At 70.4% G+C, this 19,433-nt stretch carries 19 protein-coding genes and 4 tRNA genes; 4 read left to right on the plus strand and 19 right to left on the minus strand.

Annotation, left to right across the window (positions count from 1 at the left end; all coding sequences use genetic code 11):
• Positions 1–2: 2 nt before the first annotated feature.
• The 16 genes from rpe to E0L17_RS00745 all read right to left on the minus strand — a co-directional run bounded on the left by rpe (position 3) and on the right by E0L17_RS00745 (position 14,932).
• Positions 3–683: a ribulose-phosphate 3-epimerase gene (gene rpe / locus E0L17_RS00670; protein WP_502706243.1), complete on the minus strand. Its 681-nt coding sequence runs from the start codon at positions 681–683 to the stop codon at positions 3–5.
• Positions 680–1,720 carry an NAD(P)H-dependent glycerol-3-phosphate dehydrogenase gene (locus E0L17_RS00675; protein ID WP_167929370.1) on the minus strand — a complete coding sequence of 347 codons (1,041 nt, stop codon included), beginning with the start codon at positions 1,718–1,720 and terminating at the stop codon, positions 680–682. Before E0L17_RS00675 ends, rpe begins: the two co-directional genes overlap by 4 nt.
• Positions 1,717–2,418 (minus strand): glycerol-3-phosphate acyltransferase, encoded by a 702-nt coding sequence (locus E0L17_RS00680; RefSeq protein WP_167929371.1) that lies wholly within the window; start codon positions 2,416–2,418, stop codon positions 1,717–1,719. Before E0L17_RS00680 ends, E0L17_RS00675 begins: the two co-directional genes overlap by 4 nt.
• Positions 2,418–3,749: a ribosome biogenesis GTPase Der gene (gene der, locus E0L17_RS00685; protein ID WP_167929372.1), complete on the minus strand. Its 1,332-nt coding sequence runs from the start codon at positions 3,747–3,749 to the stop codon at positions 2,418–2,420. The genes E0L17_RS00680 and der overlap by 1 nt, the downstream gene beginning before the upstream one ends.
• A 205-nt stretch (positions 3,750–3,954) precedes the next feature.
• Complete coding sequence (locus E0L17_RS00690) at positions 3,955–5,340, minus strand: DUF512 domain-containing protein (RefSeq protein ID WP_167929373.1); 1,386 nt, start codon at positions 5,338–5,340, stop codon at positions 3,955–3,957.
• Between the two features lie 146 nt (positions 5,341–5,486).
• The gene (ispH, locus tag E0L17_RS00695) at positions 5,487–6,332 is read right to left on the minus strand and encodes a 4-hydroxy-3-methylbut-2-enyl diphosphate reductase (RefSeq protein ID WP_167929374.1); all 846 of its coding nucleotides are present in this window, start codon (positions 6,330–6,332) and stop codon (positions 5,487–5,489) included.
• On the minus strand, positions 6,332–7,069 hold the full coding sequence (locus E0L17_RS10990; protein ID WP_167929375.1) for a lysophospholipid acyltransferase family protein: 738 nt from the start codon (positions 7,067–7,069) through the stop codon (positions 6,332–6,334). The genes ispH and E0L17_RS10990 overlap by 1 nt, the downstream gene beginning before the upstream one ends.
• A complete protein-coding gene (gene cmk / locus E0L17_RS10995) occupies positions 7,066–7,776 on the minus strand; it encodes a (d)CMP kinase (RefSeq protein ID WP_167929376.1) in 711 nt (236 codons plus the stop codon). Before cmk ends, E0L17_RS10990 begins: the two co-directional genes overlap by 4 nt.
• A complete protein-coding gene (locus E0L17_RS00710; RefSeq protein WP_167929377.1) occupies positions 7,773–8,633 on the minus strand; it encodes a pseudouridine synthase in 861 nt (286 codons plus the stop codon). Before E0L17_RS00710 ends, cmk begins: the two co-directional genes overlap by 4 nt.
• Positions 8,626–9,315, minus strand: a complete 690-nt coding sequence (scpB, locus tag E0L17_RS00715; RefSeq protein WP_167929378.1) for an SMC-Scp complex subunit ScpB — start codon at positions 9,313–9,315, stop codon at positions 8,626–8,628. Before scpB ends, E0L17_RS00710 begins: the two co-directional genes overlap by 8 nt.
• 43 nt (positions 9,316–9,358) lie before the next feature.
• On the minus strand, positions 9,359–10,162 hold the full coding sequence (locus tag E0L17_RS00720; RefSeq protein WP_167929379.1) for a segregation and condensation protein A: 804 nt from the start codon (positions 10,160–10,162) through the stop codon (positions 9,359–9,361).
• A complete protein-coding gene (locus E0L17_RS00725; protein ID WP_353652922.1) occupies positions 10,163–10,858 on the minus strand; it encodes a site-2 protease family protein in 696 nt (231 codons plus the stop codon).
• Between the two features lie 2 nt (positions 10,859–10,860).
• Positions 10,861–11,169, minus strand: coding sequence for a hypothetical protein (locus E0L17_RS00730; RefSeq protein WP_167929380.1), 309 nt, complete (start codon positions 11,167–11,169; stop codon positions 10,861–10,863).
• Entirely contained in the window at positions 11,162–13,150 is a 1,989-nt protein-coding gene (locus E0L17_RS00735) for an ABC-F family ATP-binding cassette domain-containing protein (protein ID WP_167929381.1), read from the minus strand. The genes E0L17_RS00730 and E0L17_RS00735 overlap by 8 nt, the downstream gene beginning before the upstream one ends.
• A 14-nt stretch (positions 13,151–13,164) precedes the next feature.
• Positions 13,165–13,551 (minus strand): VOC family protein, encoded by a 387-nt coding sequence (locus tag E0L17_RS00740; RefSeq protein WP_167929382.1) that lies wholly within the window; start codon positions 13,549–13,551, stop codon positions 13,165–13,167.
• Positions 13,552–13,669: 118 nt separating this feature from the next.
• Entirely contained in the window at positions 13,670–14,932 is a 1,263-nt protein-coding gene (locus E0L17_RS00745; protein ID WP_167929383.1) for a glycoside hydrolase family 3 protein, read from the minus strand.
• A 174-nt stretch (positions 14,933–15,106) separates the two neighbouring features.
• On the opposite strand from E0L17_RS00745, the gene E0L17_RS00750 reads away from it, so the two are divergent.
• Positions 15,107–16,930, plus strand: a complete 1,824-nt coding sequence (locus E0L17_RS00750) for an acyltransferase family protein (RefSeq protein ID WP_167929384.1) — start codon at positions 15,107–15,109, stop codon at positions 16,928–16,930.
• 324 nt (positions 16,931–17,254) lie between these two features.
• Here E0L17_RS00750 and E0L17_RS00755 read toward each other — a convergent pair.
• The 3 genes from E0L17_RS00755 to E0L17_RS00765 all read right to left on the minus strand — a co-directional run bounded on the left by E0L17_RS00755 (position 17,255) and on the right by E0L17_RS00765 (position 18,210).
• Positions 17,255–17,330: transfer RNA gene (locus E0L17_RS00755), tRNA-Ala, on the minus strand.
• Positions 17,331–17,332: 2 nt separating this feature from the next.
• A tRNA-Val gene (locus tag E0L17_RS00760) sits at positions 17,333–17,407 on the minus strand.
• A gap of 116 nt (positions 17,408–17,523) precedes the next feature.
• Complete coding sequence (locus E0L17_RS00765; RefSeq protein WP_167929385.1) at positions 17,524–18,210, minus strand: biosynthetic peptidoglycan transglycosylase; 687 nt, start codon at positions 18,208–18,210, stop codon at positions 17,524–17,526.
• Positions 18,211–18,416: 206 nt separating this feature from the next.
• Between E0L17_RS00765 and E0L17_RS00770 the strand changes: the two genes are divergently transcribed.
• The 3 genes from E0L17_RS00770 (at position 18,417) to E0L17_RS00780 (ending at position 19,342) form a co-directional block, all read left to right on the plus strand.
• Positions 18,417–18,492, plus strand: a tRNA-Ala gene (locus E0L17_RS00770).
• Positions 18,493–18,536: 44 nt separating this feature from the next.
• A tRNA-Ile gene (locus E0L17_RS00775) sits at positions 18,537–18,612 on the plus strand.
• 97 nt (positions 18,613–18,709) lie between these two features.
• On the plus strand, positions 18,710–19,342 hold the full coding sequence (locus E0L17_RS00780; protein ID WP_167929386.1) for a class I SAM-dependent methyltransferase: 633 nt from the start codon (positions 18,710–18,712) through the stop codon (positions 19,340–19,342).
• Positions 19,343–19,433 lie beyond the last annotated feature (91 nt).

Genomic DNA, 19,433 nt, shown 5'->3' on the forward strand with positions numbered 1-19,433 from the left:
GGCTACGCCCTCCTCGAGGTGCCGCTCGTGCCGGACGTGCGGATCGCCGCGATTGCGGCCGCGCGGTCGGCGGCGCCGAAGACGGAGCTGCCCGCCACGAGGACGTTGGCCCCGGCGGCCGTGACCTCGGCGGCGTTTCTCGCCGTGATGCCGCCGTCAACCTCGATCGCGGGGCTCACGCCCTGCTCGTCGCACATGCGGCGCAGGCGGCGGAGCTTGCGCAGGGACGACTCGATGAAGCGCTGGCCGCCGAAGCCCGGGTTCACGGTCATGACGAGGACCATGTCGAGCTCGCAGAGGATGGGCTCGAGCAGGCACACGGGCGTCGCCGGGTTGATGGCGACGGACGCCTTGGCGCCGCGGTCCTTGATGAGCGAGACGAGCCGGTGCGCGTGGGAGGTCGCCTCGTAGTGGAAGGAGACGACGTCCGCGCCCGCGTCGAGGTACCTCTCGACCATCTCGTCGGGGTTGGAGATCATGAGGTGGACGTCGACGGGAAGCTCCGTCGCCGACTTGACGGTGCGCAGGAGGTCGATGCCGAACGAGAGGTTGGGGACGAAGTGGCCGTCCATGACGTCATAGTGCAGCAGGTCGGCGGTGGAGACGTCGGCGAGCTCGTCGGCGAGGCGGCGGAAGTCGGCGGAGAGGACCGAGGGGGCGACCCTGATCTCATCGTTCATCATGCGTTCTCCTTGTCTTGCGTTGCGATTCCGTAGAACTCCTCGGTGGGGCGCCGCCCAAGGAGGGCGTCCGTCGCGGCGGTCACGTCGAGCCTGCCGTGGAGGACGGCGTGGACCGCCTCGGTGATGGGGACCTCCACCCCGCGGGAGCGCGCGAGCGAGAGCACGCTCTCGGCGGCGCGCGCGCCCTCGACGACCATGTGCGTGCGTGCCTCGTAGGACTCGAGCGTCTCCCCGCCCGCGAGGGCCTCGCCGAATGTGCGGTTGCGGGAGTGGCGCGAGGTGCAGGTCGCCACGAGGTCCCCCATGCCGGCAAGGCCCATCGGCGTGAGGGGGTCGGCGCCGAGCGCCGCCGCGACGCGGCCGATCTCGGCGAGCCCGCGCGTCATGATGACGGCGAGCGCGTTGTCCCCCGCCCCGAACCCGGCCGCCGCTCCGCAGGCGATGGCGACGACGTTCTTGATGGCGCCGCAGATCTCGACGCCCGTGACGTCGCCGGAGACGTACACCCTGAAGCTCTGGCTGACCACGAGCCCCTGGAGCCGGCTCGCGACCTCGGGGGTCTCGGAGGCGAGCACGGCGGCGGAGAGCTTTCCGAGGCAGACCTCCTCGGCATGGTTGGGGCCGGAGAGGACGGCGATCCGCCCGCGGTGGCCGAGCTCGTCCGCGACGACGTCGAGCATGAGCTCGTTCGTACCGACCTCGACCCCCTTCGTGAGCACGAGCAGGGGCACGTCGTCGGCAACGAGGCCCGCGAGCGAGGCGCACGTCCCCCTCAGGTATGAGGAGGGCACGGCGAGGACGACGACCTCCGCGCGCGCGAGCGCGCGTTCGCGATCGGACGTGGCCCCGACGTTTCCAGGGAGCTCATAGTCGACGAGGTGGCGCGGGTTGCGGCGCGTGGCATTGATGGCGTCGGCGACGGCGGCGTCACGGCACCAGAGCGTGACCTCACCGCAGCGCGGCGCGAGAAGCCCGGCCATCGCGGTCCCCCACGAGCCGGACCCGATGACGGCGACGCGCCCGGCGCGGGCGCTCATCGTGCCTCACCGTCGCCCTTCTCGGCCCCCTCGCCCTTCTCGCCCGACTTGTGGAACGAGAAGCGGCGCTCCTCGCCGTGGATGAGGCGTCGGGCGTTCTCGCGGTGCGACCAGATGACGACCACGGCCGCGACGACGACCGGCGCGATCGAGACCGCGGGGAACCCGAGCACGGCGCACCACGCGGGAAGCGACGCGGCCGCGGCGAGCGAGCCGAGCGACACGTAGCGCGTGGGCACGGCGAGAAGGACGAAGACGAGCAGCGCGCCCAGCCCGACCGGCCAGTAGAGCCCGAGCGCAGCCCCGAAGCCGACGGCGATCCCCTTGCCCCCGTGGAAGCCGAGGTACGGCGAGAAGACGTGGCCGAGGATGCAGGCGAGGAACATGACCGACATCGCGGTTCCGAAGAGGGTGGTGTGGTCGAGCGAGGCGACGTCGCCGCCCAGGGCGAGCGCGGCGATCGCCCAGCGCGAGACGAGCATCCAGACGAGGCCCTTCAGGACGTCGCACGCGAGCGTCGCGGCCGCGGCGCCCTTGCCCACCGAGCGCGCGACGTTGGTGGTCCCGATGTTGCCCGACCCGACGGTCCTCACGTCGACGTGGCCCATGGCCAGGGCGATCACGAGGCCGAAGGGGATGCCGCACACGAGGTAGGCGCCGGCGGCGAACAGCGCCGTCCAGAGGGCGAGCTCCCCCATCAGCGATCGCCCCCCTCGGACTTGCGGCGGAACCGGAGCCGCACGGGGGTGCCGACGAGGTCGAAGCGGGCGCGCAGGCGGTTCTCGAGGAACCGCTCGAAGTTGTCGTCGACGAGGTCCGGCGCGTTGCACCAGAAGGAGATGACGGGGGGCCTGGAGCCCGTCTGCGTGGCGTACTGGATCTTGAGGCGCCGGCCGCGCTCCGAGCGGGTGTGGCCGCCCTCGCGGATCTCGGCGAGAAGGTCGTTGAGCTCGGTGGTCCTGAGCTGGGCGGCATGGGCCGCCGCGGCGCGGACGGCGAGCTCGAGGACCTTGTCCGTGGCACGGCCGGTCAGGGCGGAGACGTTCACGGTGGGGATCCACGGGGCGAAGGCGAGGCGCTTGTCGATGGAGGCGACGATGTCGTTTCTCTGCTGCTCGGTCTCCACGAGGTCCCACTTGTTGAGCACGAGCACGAGGCCGCAGCCGCGGTCGATGGCCATGCCGGCGACCTTCTGGTCCTGCTCGGTGACTCCGATCGTGGCGTCCACGACGAGCAGGCACACGTCCGCGCGGTCGATGGCCTGCAGGCCGCGCACGAGGCTGTAGTACTCGACGTCCTCGTGGACCTGCGTCTTCTTGCGCATGCCCGCCGTGTCGACGAGCTTGATGGGCTGGCCCTTCCACTCGATCACGGTGTCGATGGCGTCGCGCGTGGTGCCCGCGACGTCGGACACGATCGAGCGCTTCTTGTTGGCGAGGCGGTTGGCGAGGCTGGACTTGCCCACGTTGGGGCGCCCGACGATGGCCAGGGACAGCATGTCGTCCTCGGGCTCGTCCTCGGTCTGCTCCGGGAAGGCGGCGACGATGTCGTCGAGCAGGTCGCCCGTACCGTGGCCGTGTCCGGCGGAGAGCGGGCGGGGCTCGCCGACGCCGAGGGCGTAGAAGTCCCAGAGGCCGTCCTGCTCGGTGGCGGGGTCGTCCTTCTTGTTGACGACGAGGAACACGGGCTTGTCGACGCGGCGCAGGACGCGCGCGACCTCCTCGTCCTCGTCGGTCACGCCGGTGGTCCCGTCGACGACGAAGACGATGACGTCGGCCTCCTCGCAGGCCATGAGCGCCTGCTCGCGGATGCGCGGGGCGAAGACGTCCTTGGACTTAGCGGACTCGATGCCGCCGGTGTCGATGAGGGTGAAGTCGCGACCGTTCCAGTCGGCGTCGTGATACGAGCGGTCGCGCGTGACCCCGCGCGACTCGTGGACGATGGCGTCGCGGCTCACCGCAATGCGGTTGACGAGCGTGGACTTGCCGACGTTGGGTCGGCCGACCACGGCGACTACGGGCTTAGGCATCTGGTCTCCTTGCTATTCCATTGGTGTCGCAAGGATACCACGAGCGGTCGGATTTGACCCGTGAGCGCGCAAAACCCCCATGCGCTATGCAGACCATGCCGCTGCCACGCCAATTACGTCGCGTTCGTCTGCCACATGCGTTCAATGTGGCAGACGAACGCGACGTAATTGGCGTGGCAGCGGCACGGCCTAATTGGCACACGGCTCACGTCAGGCCAAGGACGACGAGGAGGGCGTCGAGGTAGTCGCCGGGGCTCGGGACGCTCACGGTCACGAGGGCGCCGCGGCGGCGGAGCTCCTCGAGGATGTGGTCCTGGGTGTCGCCGTCGAGGGTGAGGCGATCGAAGTTGAACATGACCTCGGGGAGCACGACGAGCGCGCCGGAGAGGTCGTCCGGCATCTGGGCGAGCAGGTCCTCGGAGACGATGAGGCCCGTGACGTTGACGTCGCCGCCGAAGTAGTCGTTCCTGATCGCATGCGTCGCGGCCCATCCGTCAGGCGAGAGCGCGCGGCAGAAGGCGCCGATCGTCTCGGCCGCCGCCTCGCCGCAGACGAGCTCGAGCCGCAGGCCCTTCTCGGCAAGCGCCCCGTCGACGGAGCAAAGGTCCGCCGCGCGCTCCCGCGCCACGAGCGCCGTCTCGTCGAGGAAGCTCCTGAGCATGCCGATTCCGTCGTAGAACTGCGGGTAGCCGTCGTAGGTCTCGGCGGGGGGTACGGGGAGGCGCGCGTCGACGTAGAACTCGTCGGAGAGCTGGAAGCGCGTGATCCCGAGGGTCTCCCGCGCGCGCCGCTGGTAGGGCTCGATGAGGCGCACCACGGCGCGCGACGCCTCGACGTCGTCGGAGTACGAGCTGTGGAAGCGCCTGCTGTGCTTGGTGTAGCCGAGGGGCACGACGGCGAGCGAGGTGATGCCGTCCCGCGCCTCCACCCAGTCGAGCGTGGCCGCGAGCTCGGCCCCGTCGTTGATCCCCGGGCAGAGCACGATCTGGGCATGGACCTCGATGCCGCCCTCGAGCAGCCGCTCGAGCACCTCGATGCCGCGGTCTGCGCGGCGGCCGATGAGGTTGCGGCGCACCTCGGGCGTGATGGCGTGGATGGAGACGTTCATCGGCGAGAGCCCGCAGGTGACGATGCGCTCGGCCTCCTCGTCGGAGACGTTGGTGAGCGTCACGAAGTTGCCCTGCAGGAAGGAGAGGCGGTAGTCGTCGTCCCGCAGCGTGAGCGTCGAGCGCGCCTCGGGCGGGAGCATCGCCATGAAGCAGAACTGGCAGGCGTTCACGCAGGTGCGGATGCCGTCGAAGAGGACGTCGGTGAAGTCGATCCCCCAGTCCTGGCCCGGCTCGCGCCAGAGCTCGCACGCCGAGGTTGTGCCGTCGCCGGGGTCAAAGACCTCGAGCTCGCAGCAGGCCCCGTCGGCCTCCCAGCGCCAGTCGATGAGGTCGCGCGGCACGACGCCGTTCACGCGCTCGATGCGCATGCCGGGCTCGATGCCGGCCTCCCAGGCGGGGCTTCCCTCCTCGACGGCGGCGACCCAGGCGCCGAGCGCCCGGTCCTTCGTCGAGGCGTAGTCCGCGCGTCTCTGCTCGGCCATCGGCTGCCCCCGTTCTTCTCGCCCGATGCGTCCCGCGCACCAATAACGTACAAGATCAAGCACAACTATCTATATGCCCAGTTGAAAATATCGCACACGTACGATTTTGTGCGTAATTTGCCGCGGGCGAGAGGAACGTGCGCTCGCTACTCCCCCACCATGCGGGCAATCTCCGCGCGGACGGCCTCGATCTGGCTTGCGGGCGTGCTCGCGCCGGCGGTGATGCCGATGAGCGACGCCCCCTCGAACCACTCCGGCCTCAGCTCGTCGTCGCCCTCGACGTGGTGCGTGCGGGGGCAGCTCGCCGCGGAGATCTCGGCGAGCCGGGTGGTGTTGGCGGAGTTGCGCCCGCCGATGACGACCATGACGTCGGCCTCCCGGGCGAGCGCGTCGGCGGCCGCCTGGTGGCCGGAGGTCGCCTCGCAGATGGTGTTGATGACGCGCACCTCCTCGGCGACGCCGAGCAGGGCCTCGACGACCTCGGCGAGAAGGACCCGGCGCGCCGTCGTCTGCACGACGACGCCGACCTTGCGCGCGTGCGGGAGCGCGGCCGCCTCCTCGGCGGAGCCGACGACGACGGCCCCGGGCGCGTGCGGGAGCGTGGCCTCCACCTCGGGGTGCCCCGCCTCCCCCACCACGACGACCTGATAGCCCTCGCGCGAGAGGCGCTCGGCCGCCTGGTGCACCTTCTTCACGAAGGGGCAGGTTGCGTCGAGGACGCGCGGGCAGAGCTCGCGAGCGCGCGCCTCCTCCTCAGGGACGGTTCCGTGCGTCCTCAGCAGCAGGGTGTCCCCCGCGGCCTCGTCGGGCGAGCCCACGGCGTCGACGCCGCGGGCCGCGAGCCCCGAGACGACGCGGGGGTTGTGGATGAGCGGCCCGAGGGTGTGCACGGCCCCCGAGCGCTCGTCGGCGGCCGCCTCGACCATGTGGAGCGCGCGCTCGACGCCGTAGCAGGCCCCCGCCTCGGCGGCGACGCGGATCTCGGGCGCCATCACTCCACTCCCGGGTGGTCCTCGCGCAGGGCGTCGCGAAGCTCGTAGACGCGCGCCATGCCGACGCGCTCCATCTCGGCGAGCTGCTCCTTGCGCTTGCCCGCGGCCAGGTCAGACCACTCGATCGGGTCGCCGACCCTCACGTAGACGGGACGGCGGAAGCGCAGATGACGGGCGCCGACGATCGCGACGGGCTGGACCGGCGCCTTGGCGAGCTGGGCCATGATCGCATAGCCCCCGTGGGACTGCTGCTCCGCGTCGTCGCGGACGCGCGTCCCCTCGGGGTAGATGAGGACGCACTCGCCGCGGGAGAGCATGGCGCGGGCGCGCCGGACGACCTTCATGTCGGCGGTGCCGCGCTCGACGGGAAAGCCGCCCGCACGCGAGAAGAGCCAGGTGGCGGGGAGCAGCTTGTCGAACTCGCTCTTGTAGACGATGCGCACCGGGACGCGGGCGAGCCACATCGTCACCACCACGACGACGGGGTCGAGCATGGACTCGTGGTTCATGATGATCACGCGCCCGCGGGCGTCGTCGAGCAGGCGCTCGGCCCGCTCGATGCGCCACGGCCACAGGAGCTTGGTCACCAGCCACAGGATGCGCACGACGGCGCCGATGAGCAGGCGCCCGGGCAGCGGGTGGTCGCGCAGGTCGTGGTCGTAGTAGTCGTCGAAGGTGTTCCCGGCGAAGGCGCGCATGCGCCCGCCCTTCTCGCCGCGCGCGTTCTTCTCGCTCATGAGCGCCTCCCCTGCTCGCGCGCCGCAAGCTCCGGCGAGAGCGCGATGATGGCTGCGACGACCTCTTCGAAGGAGAGCTCGGAGGAGTCGATGTGGCGCGCGTCGGCGGCCGGGCGCAGCGGGGACGCCTCGCGGCTGGAGTCGTACGCGTCGCGGCGCACGAGGTCGGCCAGGATCGCGCGCTCGGCGTCAGCGTCGACGGCGACGACGTCGCCGGTCGCGAGATTGCCGCCGCCGCGCTGGACGGCGCGTCGGCGGGCGCGGGCCTCGGGCGAGGCGCTGAGGAAGACCTTGACGTCGGCGGCCGGGAACACCACCGTGCCGATGTCGCGCCCCTCGGCGACGACGTCTCCGCTCGCGCCGAAGGCGCGCTGGAGCTCGACCATGGTCTCGCGGACGCGCGGGTTGGCCGAGACCGGGGAGACCGCGAGCTCGACCTCGGGGGTGCGGATCTGGCTCGTCACGTCACGCCCGTCGAGAAGGACCCGCTGGGCGTCCCCGTCGGCGAGAAACTCGATGCGCGCGCCGTGCGCCACGCGCGCGACGGCGTCGTCGTCCTCCGGGTCGACGCCCGCATCGAGGCAGGCGAGGGCGACCGAGCGGTACATCGCCCCCGTGTCGAGGTAGGTAAGGCCGCACCGCCGCGCGACCTCGCGCGCGACCGATGACTTTCCCGAGCCCGAGGGCCCGTCGATGGCAACGATCATCGAATCCCCAATCTTCGTTCCTGCCGCCCGGGGGCGCCCCGGGAGGGGCGTCCCGTCGGTCGCTCGCGCAGCGCGCGGGACTCGGCCTCGCTGAGCTCGCGCCACGAGCCCTCGGGGAGCCCCGCGAGGCCGAGCGGGCCGAAGGCGTCCCGATGGAGCGCGAGGACGCGATGCCCTACCGCGAGCAGCATCTTCTTTACCTGGTGCTTGCGGCCCTCGTGGATGGTGATCCCCACGACCGCGTTGGGCTCCCCGCCCCCCGTCCGCCCCGCCCCGCGGGGGGCGACGACCGCGAAGAGCGGGTCCGAGGGGTCGACGAGCTCGGCCCCGGCCGGGGCCGCAGGCCCGTCCTCGAGCATGATACCGCGTCTCAGGCGGTCGAGGTCGCGCTCGGAGGGCGTGCCCGAGACGAGGGCGACGTAGTGCTTCTCGACGTGGCGCGACGGGTGGAGGAGCGCCTGGCCGAGGTCGCCGTCCGTGGTGAAGAGCAGAAGGCCCGTCGTGTCGAGGTCGAGCCGCCCCACCGGGAAGAGCCCCGGGTGCTCGCGGGCGGGCACGAGCTCGGCCACGGTGGGACGCCCCTGCGGGTCGCTCATGGTGGTCACGTAGCCGGAGGGCTTGTTGAGCACGATGTCGACCGGGCGAGCCTCGAGCCGGCAGGGCATGCCGTCGACGGTCACGACGTCCCTCTCCGGATCGACCTTGCTCCCGAGCTCGGTCACGACGACGCCGTTCACGCGCACGCGGCCGGCCGTCATGAGCCGCTCCGAGCCACGCCTGCTCGCGACGCCGGCGCGCGCGAGGAAGCGCTGGAGGCGCATGGGGTAGACGCCGCTCTCGCGCAGCGGCTCACTCATCGCGCGCGTCCCCGTCCGGGCCGTCGGGATCGCCCTCGGGGCCAAGCAGGTCCGCCTCCTCCTCGAGGTCGGCCTCGGCCTCCTCGAGGGTCGAGCCGATGGAGCGCCCCGAGAGCCGCTCGCGGATGAACCTGCGCGACTCCTCGTCCGGGGCGAAGTCCTCGAGCGGGGGCAGGTCGCGGATGCTCCTCAGCCCGAAGTGCTCGAGGAACAGGCGCGTCGTGCCCCAGAGCTGGGCCTGGCCGCGGTCCCGCTCGCGGCCGACCTCGCGGACGAGGCCCTTCTCCTTGAGCGAGCCTATGACGCCGTCGGAGTTGACGCCGCGGATGGCGCGGACCCCCTCGCGGGTGACGGGCTGGTGGTATGCGATGACGGCGAGCGTCTCGAGGGCGGCCTGCGAGAGCCGGCGGGTGTCCCAGGAGAGGACGTAGTCGGCGACCTCGTCATGGTAGGCGGGGTGGGTGAAGAGCCGCCAGCCGCCCGCGACCTCGCGGAGCTGGAACCCCCGGTTCGCGTCCGCGTACTCGGCCGCGAGCTCCGCGAGCGCGGAGGCCACCTCCCCAGGCTCGGCGCCAGCGGCGCGCGCGAGCTCGGTCGCGGGGACCGAGTCGTCGGAGACGAGGAGCAGCGCCTCGAGCAGCCCCTTGAGCGATCCGGATTCCATGCGTTCGAGCCCGCTCACGAGCCCTCCCTCCCGTACGTGACGCCACGGCGCGGTCGCGCCCCTAGGCGTCGCCTCCATCATCGTAGCCCACCTCGGGCTGGTAGGCCTCCGCGCCCTCGACGTGGGTGACGTCGATCTCCCCGAAGAGCTCGTCCTGCCGCACGCGGACGAGCCCGCGCTTGTAGAGCTCGAGCACGGCCAGGAAGTTGGCGACGACGGTTTCGGCGTCGTCCTGCCCGTCCAGAAGCTCGCTGAACGAGACGCTGCCGCGCGCGCGGACCACGCGGTCGACCGCGGCGATGGTGAGGGCCACGGGCAGGCGCCGGGGGGCCACGTGCTCGGCCTCGAGCAGGAACGTCTCGCGCCTGGAGTCTATGTCGGCGCAGATGACGGCGAGGCTCCTTAGCGTTATGCCCTCCAGGTAGTCCGGCATGAGGCCGAGGAAGTCCGGGTCGGGGCCGACGGTCCGGGGGTGCATGCGCCCCTCCGCCTCCGCGCGGGCGGCGAGCGATGCCGCGGCGGACCTGAACTGCTTGTAGGCCACGAGGCGGGCGATGAGGACCTCGCGCGCCTCGTCGGGCGAGAGGTCGGCGAGGTCGTCCTCCTCGTCGTCGACGACGTCGCGCGCGAGGGGCTCGTCGGGGACGAGCGAGGCGGCCTTGATGTCGAGCAGGGTCGAGGCCACGAGCACGAAGTCGCTCGCGACGTCGAGGTCGAGGTCGCGCATGCGCTCGACCTCCTCGAGATACTGGTTGGCGACCTCCGAGATCGAGATGGCGCCGATCGTCACCTTCTGCCTCGTCACGAGCTGGAGCAGGAGGTCGAAGGGCCCCGAGTATGCCTGCGTCCGGACGCGGTACGACACCTAGCCCACCGCCCAGCTGAGAAGGACCCGCATGACGGTGCCCGCCGTGGCGTCGAGGTAGGACGAGAGGGGGTCGACGTGCAGGAGGCCGGGGAGGACGTAGAGCGCGGCGAGCAGGATGGCCATCGAGTAGCCCTGGAGCTCGTAGTACCTCGCGCGCGCCCTCCCCGTGAGGAAGAACAGGACGACCTTGGAGCCGTCGAGCGGCGGCAGCGGGATGAGGTTGAAGAAGCACAGGACGAGGTTCACTCGCACGTAGGAGAGTAGGATGGCGTAGGCCCAGTACGCGACCTCGAGCCCTGCCGACGTTGCGGCGACCCACGCCACGGAGCGGTCGAGAAGCCCGAGCAGAGCCGCGCCCACGACCGCCTGCGCGAGGTTCGAGGCGGGTCCCGCGAGGGCGACGAGGACCTCGTCGCGGCGCGGGTGGCGCAGCCTGGACGGGTTGTACGGAACGGGTCGCGCGAACGCGAAGACCGGCCCCCCGGCGAGGGCCATGATGAGGGGCAGGACGATGGAGCCAAAGCCGTCGAGGTGCGCGCGCGGGTCGAGCGTGAGCCGTCCGGCCTCCTTGGCCGTGGGGTCGCCGAGCCTCAGCGCCGCCCAGCCATGCGCCACCTCGTGAACGATGGCCGACGCCATGACGAGCACGACGGTGATGGCGATTGACGCGACCCTGTCGGTCAGGTATCCCACGGCTATCCCCTCTCGCGTCGGCGCATCGAGGCGGACGCGCGCCCCAGCGCCCAGGCGAGCGCGAGCAACATGATAGCAGCGAGCACGAAGTCGCCCCGCAGCGCGCCTCCGAGGGGCGTCTGAAACACGAAGAGTCCCGAAATGGGGCCGGGGAGGAGGCGGGAGGCGAGCCCGTTGAGCGGGAGCAGCGACGTGCGGGCCCCCGCCGGCAGGACGGCGTCGGCGACGGCGAGGGCGACGAGCGCCGCGGCGAGGGCGCGGCACGCGACGGCGCCGGCTCGTGGCAGGAGCGATGCGAGGGCGCTAGCCAAGCGAGGCCCCCTCCTCCTCGAGCCTCTCGGTGAGCTCGAGCCACTCCTGCTCGAGGGCCGGAACCTTTTTCGAGAGCGCGGCGTACTCGGACATGCACTCGTCGAAGCGCTTGGCGTCGTTGTAGAGCTCCTGGTCCGCCATGAGGGTCTCGAGCTCCGCGAGGCGCGCCTGCGCGGGCTCGAGCGCCGCCTCCACCTGCCTGAGGCGGTCGCGCTCCTTCTTGAGCGCGCGGTTCCGGCGGTTGCGCTCCTCTGCCTCGGCGCGGCGCTGCTCGCGGGTCTTGACGTTGCGCCCGGTGGCGGGCGCGGCCTCGGCCGGCGCCTTGGCGGCGACGGCCGCCGGGGTCGCCTCCCCCGCCGCGCGGGCCTCGAGCTCGGCGCGCTTGAAGAGGAAGTAGTCGTAGTCGCCGTCGTACACGGTCACCCTGTGGTCGCGGACGTCGACGACCTTGTTGGCCACGGCGCGCACGAGGTGCTCGTCGTGGGAGATGAGCACGATCGTGCCCTTGAAGTCGACGAGAGCGCGCTCCAGCACGTCGACCGAGTCGATGTCGAGGTGGTTGGTGGGCTCGTCGAGGAGCAGCAGCGGGTCGGGCGCCACGAGCATCTTGGCGAGCGCCAGGCGCGCCCGCTCGCCGCCGGAGAGCACGCCCACGCGCTTCTCGACGTCGTCGCCGTGGAAAAGGAACGCCCCGAGCAGGCGGCGCTCCTCTGACGTGGTCCAGCCCGCGGCCACCGTGTCCATCTCGGCGAGGACGGTGTTGGCCTCGTTGAGCTGCTCGAGCTGGTGCTGGGCGTAGTAGGCCTTCGTCACGTTCTTGCCGAGCTCGACCGTGCCCGCATCGGGCGCGAGCAGGCCGTTTATGAGCTTCATGAGCGTGGACTTGCCGGCGCCGTTGGGGCCGGTGAGCGCCACGTGGTCGCCGCGGTAGAGCTTGAGGTCCACGCCCGAGTAGACGTGGTTCTCGCCGAAGGACTTGGAGACGCCCTCGAGGCTCACGACCTCGTCCCCGGTGCGCGGCGGCTCGGGGAACGAGAAGTGCACCTTCTTGGTGCCCTCGGGCAGGATGACGAGCTCGCTCTTGATCTGCTCGATCTTCTTCATGCGCTCCTGGGCCTGGGCGGCCTTCGTGGGCTTGTAGCGGAACTTGTCAACGAATACCTGCATGTGCGCGATCTCGCGCTCCTGGGCGGCACGCTTGGCCCTCATCTGCTCGAGATTGTCCTCGCGCTGCCTGAGGTAGCCGGAGTAGTTGGCGGCGTAGGTGGTGATGCGACGGTTCTCCACGGCGGCCACATGCGAGACGCAGGCGTCCATGAACGCCCGGTCGTGGGAGACGAGAAGGACCGCGCCGTCGTAGCCCGCGAGGAACTGCTCGAGCCAGCGGACGCTCTCGAGGTCGAGGTGGTTGGTCGGCTCGTCGAGCAGCAGCAGGTCGGGGTGGCGCAGCAGCAGCTTCGAGAGCGAGATGCGCATCTGCCAGCCGCCCGAGAAGTCGCGGGCGGGCTTGTCGAAGTCCTCGACGGGGAAGCCGAGGCCCGCGAGGATCTGCCGGGCGCGCGCCTCGAGCTCGTAGCCGCCGAGGCGCTCGAAGCGGTCCTGCGCCGCGCCGTAGCGCTCGAGCAGGCGGTCGAGCTCGTCTCCGGGGGCGGTCTCGGAGATCTTGCGCTCGAGCTCGCGCACGCGGCGCTCCATCTCCTTCACCTCGTGGGCGGAGTCCACCACCTCGGCAAGCGCGCTCTTCTCGCCCGCGAGGTGGGTCTCCTGCTCGAGGTAGCCCACCGTGACGTCGCGGGCGAAGCTCACGGTGCCCTCGTCGGGGCTCTCCTCCCCCATGATGATGCGAAGGAGGGTGGTCTTGCCCGAGCCGTTGGGCCCGACGAGCGCCCAGCGCTCCCCCCCGTTGAGCTGCAGCGTGGCCCCGGTGTAGAGGACCCTGCCGCCGAATGACTTGGTTATCTTGTCTGCGAGTGCGATCACGTGCGGTTCCTGTGCTAGTCGGCGATGGTGAGGTGGATCGCGAAGCCGGCGATCTCCTCCTTGAAGTAGATGAGGTAGGTGCGGCCGGAGCCGTCGGGGCAGAGCGTGCGCGAGGCCTCGTTGAACTCGACGCCGCGCGCCTCGTACCAGGCCTGGGCGGCGTCGATGTCGTCGACGTGCAGGCCGATGTGGCCCTTGCTTCCGCGCCCGCCGTTGTTCATGACCTCGACGAGGCTCCCGGCGAACGATGACACGGGGAAGGGCTCCTCGCCGCGCTCGATGCCGAGCAGGGCGCAGAGGGCGTCGGCGGTGGACGCCGCGTCCTCGGGCGTGGCGGCGTTGATGCCGACGTGGGCGAGCCTGAGCCCGAAGAGCTCGACCGGGTTCTCGGATGGGGCCATGTCACTCCCTTCGCGATGCAAACCCATCCATTATAGACGCGACGGGGTGTGGAGGTGCCGTCACCACGTCACGCGGTGACGGCACCTCCACACCCCAGGAGAAGTCGCCCTGGACGAGCTAGCCGACGAGCTCGAGCTTCGTCCTCACGATGCGCGTCACCGACTCGTCGATGCGCTCCTCGGAGAGCTCCCCTGACGCCACGGCGTCGATGATGCCCTGATAGGCCGCCTCGAGGTCCGCGGGCATGAGGACCATGTCGACGCCGGCGAGCAGCGCCTGGACGCCGATGCGGTCATAGCCGACCTCCTCGACGACGGCGCCCATGCTGAGCGAGTCGGTGATGACGATGCCTTCATAGCCGAGCTCGTCGCGCAGGATCCCCTGCACGATCGCGTGGTTGAGCGAGGCGGGGACGTAGTCGCCGGTGACGTTGGGGAGGATGATGTGCCCGACCATCACGAACGGGACGCCCGCGTCCATGGCGGCCTCGAAGGGGACGAGCTCGCTCGCCCTGAGCTCCTCCATCGTCGTGTTGGCCATGATGGTGCCGTCGTGCGAGTCCCCGACGGCGCCGCCGATGCCCGGGAAGTGCTTCGCGCTGCAGAGGATCCCCGTGGAGAGGAAGCCCTCCACCTGTGCCCTCACGCGCGGCGCGACGACCTCGGCGCTCTCCCCGAAGGAGCGGAGGTCGAGCGTTGAGCCCTCGACGTCGGCGATGTCCGCGTCGGGCGCGAAGTCGACGTTGAACCCGAGGTCGGTGAGGTAGGACCCGATGGTCACGGCGACCTCGCGGGCCTCGTCGTCAGAGGAGACCTCGCACATGTTCCCGATTCGCTCCACGCCGAAGGCGGGGTTCGAGCCGACGCGCAGGACCGTCCCTCCCTCCTCGTCGACGGCGAGGAAGCACGGCAGGCCCGTGATCTCCTCGTAGTAGGCCTGGGTGTTCGAGAGCATCTCGCGGGTCTGCTCGGGGTCGACGAGGTTCTGCGCGAAGTAGCAGATGCCCCCGACCGGGTACTCCTCGAGCGCGGCGCGCGTTGCCTCGCCGGCGGCCACCTGGGTCCCGACGTGCGTGAGGTCCTCGGGCCGCACGACGAAGAGCTGCGCGACCTTCTCCTCGAGCGTCATCCCCGAGACGGCCTCGGCGACGTGCTCCTCGAGCGTCGGCTCGGACGGCGTCTGGTCGGCCTCCGGCTCGGACGTCTCCCCCGACCCGGGGGCGGGTCGGTCGTTGACCTCCCCGACGACCACGTCGGGCGCCGTCTTCTCGTCAGACCCTCCCTGTATGAGCACGGGCCACGCGGCCCAGGCCGCGACGCCGACGACGGCGATGACAGCCAGCGCGACAAGCGCCGGCACGAACGATCTTCTCTTGCTCATATCATCCTCTCGTTGGGTGCGAGCCTCAGGATAGCGCAACCCAACCCTATCCCGGCGCCCCGGTGTGGGAGTCTTTGAGCATTCAACGTGAGGTGCAACGTCACGTGGGCGAGGGGCTATAGAATGGCCCTTGACACCTCGCCCGACCAACGACCGCACGGAGGGCCGTCGCACATGACTTCAGGCACCAGGAGGGTCGCCGCGCTCGACGGCCTTCGCATCCTCGCCATAGCCGCCATCATCGTCTACCACGCCAACCCCTCGTGGCTTCCGGGGGGCTACCTCGGCGTGAGCACGTTCTTCGTCCTCACGGGATACCTCACCACCCTCTCGATCGAGCGCGAGATCGCCCGCGAGGGCTCCTTCGACTACCCGAGGTTCCTGCTTCGGCGCGTCGGCCGCCTTCTGCCCTCCATGCTCGTCGTCGTGGGCGCTGCCGCCGTGCTCTGCACGCTCTTCTCGCCCGCGCTCGTCTCGAAGGTCGGCTCCGACGCCGTGCCCGCGCTCCTCTTCTTCGAGAACCTCTTCTACATCGTGCGCGAGGTTCCCTACTTCGCCGCGGCCGGCCTCCCCTCGCCGCTCACGCACCTCTGGTTCGTGGGCGTCACCATGCAGTTCTACCTCGTGTGGCCGCTCGTCCTGCTCCTGCTCTCGCGCGCCGTGCGCCACAGGAGGACCGCCTGCGCCATCGTGGCCGTCCTCGCGCTCGCCTCGTTCGTCGAGATGGCCGCCCTCTACGACCCGCTCGCGGACACGGCGCGGGTGTACTACGGGCCGGACACGCGCGCCGGGGAGCTGCTCGTGGGCGCCCTCGCGGCCCTTCTCACCCGCGGGCGCGGCTGGTCGCTGCGGCTCCCCTCCCGCGGCGGTCGCGCGCGCGAGCTGCCGGGCTGGTCGTACGACCTCGTGGGGGTGGGCTGCGTCGCGGCGATCGCCGCCATGATGGCCTCGCTGAACGGCTACTCCGACGTCGTCTACCGCGGCGGCATCGCGCTCGTCTCCGTCCTCTCCGCCGCGCTCGTGGGGATCCTCAGCCGGCCCTCGAGCCTGCTCGCCCGCCTGGTCGGGCTCCGCCCGCTCGCCGCCGCCGGGGCGCGGGGCTTTGCCCTCTACCTCTGGCACTACCCGCTCCTCCTCGTCATGAACCCCGCCACGCGCACGACCGAGCTCCCGTGGTGGGGGTGGGCGCTTGAGCTCGCCGTCATCGTCCTGGCCGCGGAGGCGTCGTATCGCGTGCTCGAGAAAGGCGTGGGGGCGCCCGCCGCCCTCGGGCAGTCGCGCATGGCGCTCGGCGTCGAGATGGTCGCCCTCGTCGCGGTCCTGGCGGTCACGCTCTTCCCCGCCCCGGCTGAGCAGCCGGCGGACCAGTCGGGCCAGCAGCAGGAGGGGCAGTCCCAGGCGGCCGCCTTCGACCCCGAGGCAGAGGGCTATGACGTCACGGGGACCTACCTCGCGGGCACCGCCTTCGCGTCGGCCCTCGACACGATCAACCGGATGAGCTTCGACGTCGACGTCGAGACGGGCGCCACGGACGCCGGCGTGCTCCTCATCGGCGACTCCGTTGCGCTCGGCACCGAGTCCGAGTTCGCCCGCGTCTTCCCCAACGGCTGGATGGACGCGGAGATCGGGCGTCAGCTGCCCGTGGGGCTGGAGGCGTACAACCGCTGCGTCTCGGAGGGCCACGGGGCCGACGTCGTCATCTTCGCGCTCGGGAACAACGGCGTGGCGCGGGAGGACCAGGTTCGCGCCCTCATCGACGCCGCCGGCCCCGACAGGCGCGTCTATCTCGTGACGACGCGCGTGCCCCTGCCCCTCCAGGACATCAACAACCAGCTCTTCTGGGACATCGCGGCACAGTATGACAATGTCGAGGTGATCGACTGGTACGGCGAGAGCGCCGGCCACGACGAGTACTTCTGGGACGACGGGACCCACCTGAGGCCCGAGGGCGCGACGGCCTACGTCATGATGCTGCGCCGCGCCGTCACCGGGCGCTGACGCCGCCTCTCAGCCGTCTGTGCCGCCCCCGTTCTGTGCCACCCCCGTTGGCAAATCCGGGGTCGTGGCAATCCCGCCGCGCTCGGCGTTGTCCAATCCGGGGTCGTGGCAGCGATCGTCCTGCCACGACCCCGGATTCCGCAACATGCCGAGAAGAACCCCCTGTTGGCGCCCCTCCCTTGCTGCCATAAGCCCCAAATCGCCAACGTCGGCGGCCCGGGAATTGCCACAACCCCCAGATGCGCGGCGCACGGCTGCGCGCTCCGGGCACGGCTCAGGACGCAAAATGGGCCGTCGGACATATCCGACGGCCCCGAACAATCGTGGTGGAGATAAGGGGGTTCGAACCCCTGACCTCGTGACTGCCAGTCACGCGCTCTCCCAACTGAGCTATATCCCCGCTGGTGGGCGATGCTGGATTCGAACCAGCGACCCCTTCCGTGTGAAGGAAGTGCTCTACCCCTGAGCCAATCGCCCGCGCTTTTGCGCAAGGGGTATATTACCAAAACTTCGGCGTCGTCACACGAGATTTTTTCGCAGGGCGGAAAGAATGTGAGAGAGTGAAGGAGACGCCAGCTCAGGACGCCTGCCCGTCAGGGACATTCGACATCGCCCCGCGCCAGGCCGTACTTCTCCATCTGGGCGAGGACGAGGTCGCGCCGCTCCCGGGCGCGCGCCGGGTCGGCCGAGAGGGCCTCGGGGTCGTTGGGCAGGCCGGCCATGAGGGCGCACTCGCAGACGCTCATCTCGCCGGGCTCCTTCCCGAGAAGGCCCCGGGTGGCGGGGCCGATCCCCGTGAGCCCTCGACCAAAGTAGGAGGTGTTCACGTAGAGCTCGAGGATCTCGGCCTTGCTGTAGCGCCCCTCGAGCTCGAATGCCATGAGCGTCTCGGCGACCTTCCTCGCGAAGTCCTTGTCCTGCGAGAAGAACAGGTTCTTGGCGAGCTGCTGGGTGATCGTCGAGCCGCCCTGCTCGAGCGAGAGCGTGGTGAGGTCGTGCCACGCCGCGCGGCAGACCGAGATGAGGTCGATTCCGGGATGGTCATAGAAGCGGTGGTCCTCGATGGCGACGACCGCCCTGAGATAGCACTCGGGAAGCTCGTCCGCGCTCACGTAGCCGTCCGAGCGGCGCACCTCGTCGACGACCCGCTCGACGGGGCCCTCCTCGAGCGCGGACCGATACATCCCGTAGCCCCTGACGGCCACGACGGCGGCCGCGAGGAGCGCTATGGCGAGAAGGACCGCCAGCAGGCGGCCCAGGAGGCGCAGGAACGCCCTCATGGCCCTCCCCCTTCCCTTCTGCCCCAATTGTGCCGCACCGCAGCCCGGGGCACCATCGCCCTTGCCTGCGAAAGGGTGATGTTTTCGAAAGGTTGACCGCCTCGCGGGGACGTGGCCATCCCGCACGCCGGGCGCCCTCCCCTGCCGGAGAAAAATTCTCGCTTGACCGACGCGGCGAGTCTGGTATAGTTTCTTTCGCACCAAGCGGGGATATAGCTCAGTTGGGAGAGCGCGTGACTGGCAGTCACGAGGTCAGGGGTTCGAACCCCCTTATCTCCACCATGTGAATGACGGCGGTGGCTTCGGTCGCCGCCTTTTTCATAGAAGGGCTCATGGCGCAACGGTTAGCGCAGGGGACTCATAATCCCTGGGTTGCAGGTTCGAATCCTGCTGGGCCCACCATGACCTCATCAGCGACGGCCGCATCGGGCCGTCGCTTTTCTTCGGCCCTATACTAAGCCCAAAGAGCTCATTCACCGACAGACGAAGGGGTGCTCCCATGCTCGACGAGAAGGACTTTGACGACTGGGCTCCCACCTACGACGAGTCGGTCGAGCGCGCGGACGCCGCGGGCGCCTACCCCTTCGCGGGATACGAGCGCGTCATGGACGCCATCTTCGAGCGAGTGACGGCGCGCCCCGGCGCCCGCGTGCTCGACCTCGGCTTTGGAACGGCCACGCTGACCGCGCGGCTGCATGAGGCGGGCTGCGAGGTCTATGGGCAGGACTTCTCCTCCCGCATGGTCGAGATCGCCCGGGCGAAAATGCCCGGCGCGCACCTCTATCAGGGCGACTTGGCGAGCGGCCTCGTCCCGGAGCTCGCCGGCGCGAGCTACGACGCCATAGTTGCCACCTACTCGCTGCACCATCTCGATGACGCGCGCAAGGCCGCGCTGATCCGGGGGCTTCTCCCCCTTCTTGCCCCAGGAGGGCGCCTCTACCTTGGCGACGTCGCGTTTGAGACGCGGGCGGAGCTGGATGCCTGCAGGTCCCAGGCCGGCCCCACCTGGGACTCTGACGAGGTCTACGTCGTCTACGACGAGCTGCGCGCGACGTTTCCCGCGCTCACGTTCGAGCGGATGTCGCCCTGCGCAGGGCTGCTCACGCTCCCCGCGCCCGACCGAGTGGCCTAGGCGTCGCGGGCCGGCACTCATGAGTGCCGGCAGGAGCAGGGCCGACGAGCCAGAGGTGCGGGGTTCTTCTCGCCCTTTGCCGAGAAGTGTC

The sequence above is a fragment of the Olsenella sp. SW781 genome, assembly GCF_012027725.1.
In the GTDB taxonomy this organism is placed as follows: Bacteria; Actinomycetota; Coriobacteriia; order Coriobacteriales; family Atopobiaceae; genus Thermophilibacter.

Excerpts from the sequence above, each read along its gene's own strand:
- rpe (WP_502706243.1), bottom strand. The coding sequence starts at position 683 with ATGATGAACGATGAGATCAGGGTCGCCCCCTCGGTCCTCTCCGCCGAC.
- E0L17_RS00675 (WP_167929370.1), bottom strand. The coding sequence starts at position 1,720 with ATGAGCGCCCGCGCCGGGCGCGTCGCCGTCATCGGGTCCGGCTCGTGG.
- E0L17_RS00680 (WP_167929371.1), bottom strand. The coding sequence starts at position 2,418 with ATGGGGGAGCTCGCCCTCTGGACGGCGCTGTTCGCCGCCGGCGCCTAC.
- der (WP_167929372.1), bottom strand. The coding sequence starts at position 3,749 with ATGCCTAAGCCCGTAGTCGCCGTGGTCGGCCGACCCAACGTCGGCAAG.
- E0L17_RS00690 (WP_167929373.1), bottom strand. The coding sequence starts at position 5,340 with ATGGCCGAGCAGAGACGCGCGGACTACGCCTCGACGAAGGACCGGGCG.
- ispH (WP_167929374.1), bottom strand. The coding sequence starts at position 6,332 with ATGGCGCCCGAGATCCGCGTCGCCGCCGAGGCGGGGGCCTGCTACGGC.
- E0L17_RS10990 (WP_167929375.1), bottom strand. The coding sequence starts at position 7,069 with ATGAGCGAGAAGAACGCGCGCGGCGAGAAGGGCGGGCGCATGCGCGCC.
- cmk (WP_167929376.1), bottom strand. The coding sequence starts at position 7,776 with ATGATCGTTGCCATCGACGGGCCCTCGGGCTCGGGAAAGTCATCGGTC.
- E0L17_RS00710 (WP_167929377.1), bottom strand. The coding sequence starts at position 8,633 with ATGAGTGAGCCGCTGCGCGAGAGCGGCGTCTACCCCATGCGCCTCCAG.
- E0L17_RS00740 (WP_167929382.1), bottom strand. The coding sequence starts at position 13,551 with ATGGCCCCATCCGAGAACCCGGTCGAGCTCTTCGGGCTCAGGCTCGCC.
- E0L17_RS00745 (WP_167929383.1), bottom strand. The coding sequence starts at position 14,932 with ATGAGCAAGAGAAGATCGTTCGTGCCGGCGCTTGTCGCGCTGGCTGTC.
- E0L17_RS00750 (WP_167929384.1), top strand. The coding sequence starts at position 15,107 with ATGACTTCAGGCACCAGGAGGGTCGCCGCGCTCGACGGCCTTCGCATC.
- E0L17_RS00765 (WP_167929385.1), bottom strand. The coding sequence starts at position 18,210 with ATGAGGGCGTTCCTGCGCCTCCTGGGCCGCCTGCTGGCGGTCCTTCTC.
- E0L17_RS00780 (WP_167929386.1), top strand. The coding sequence starts at position 18,710 with ATGCTCGACGAGAAGGACTTTGACGACTGGGCTCCCACCTACGACGAG.